The sequence below is a fragment of the Vibrio sp. 1288 genome (genome assembly GCF_033344475.1).
Genome location: NZ_JAWPOX010000267.1, coordinates 1 through 877 on the forward strand (window position 1 = coordinate 1; position 877 = coordinate 877).

1 protein-coding gene is annotated in these 877 nt (G+C 45.2%); it reads right to left on the reverse strand.

Going from position 1 to position 877, the window contains the following annotated elements; genetic code table 11:
• Positions 1-110 precede the first annotated feature (110 nt).
• Positions 111-877, reverse strand: a 767-nt coding sequence (locus R8O11_RS26135; RefSeq protein ID WP_318194728.1) for a glycosyltransferase family 2 protein, incomplete at its 5' end; no start/stop codon positions are given.

The following is an 877-nucleotide window of genomic DNA, read 5'->3' on the forward strand; positions in this document are numbered from 1 at the left end:
AATGTAGCCAACCAGCCAGTTCTTATCTGTGAGGTGAGATAAAACGGGATTATCGAGCTGATTTGCTAACAAAACCCCAGCAAGTATAAGAAGTGCAAGCTTTAACCATTTCATTGTTTTGCATTTTCATTGGCAATGCTGACAGCTTTGATCATCGGATTTTTCGTGCGCTTTTGTAACCAGATCACACCAAACATATCAACAATCCCTACCCAAGCACGGTTCCATGCATTGTAATTGGAAGTGCCTGCTTCTCTGTCTCGGTGCGCGACTGGGTGAACGACGATCTCCCCGCCCATCGCTTTGATGAGTGCAGGCAAAAACCGATGCATATGATCAAAATACGGCAAGCGCAGATAAGTCGATTTAGGGATGACTTTAAGTCCACAACCAGAATCTGGAACACCATCACCTAGTAATGCATGACGCACTCTGTTCGCCACCTTCGATTGAAACCTAACCCAAGCTGTATCTAACCTTTTTGCTCGATAACCCGCGATGCAAAAATTCGGATTGCTGACTTTAGCAGCAAGCTCAAGCATCTTAGGCATATCCGACGGATCGTTCTGCCCATCAGCATCGGAGGTAACAATCCACTCGCCTTTTGCATGTTTGACGGCAGTTAACACTGCTGTGCTTTGACCGCAACTCTGTTCGTGACTAACCACTTGCAGGTCACACCCACATCCTTTAGCAGCTTCAAGTGCCTCTTGCACCGTATCATCGGTACTACCGTCGTCCGTAATGACAATTTCGACGTTAGGGTATGCTTCTAAACTGGCATGAATTTCTTTCACTAACTTCCCGATATTTCCTTGTTCATTTTTTGCAGGAATAACGACTGATATACTCAGTAACATAGCTCTAACCTTATGTG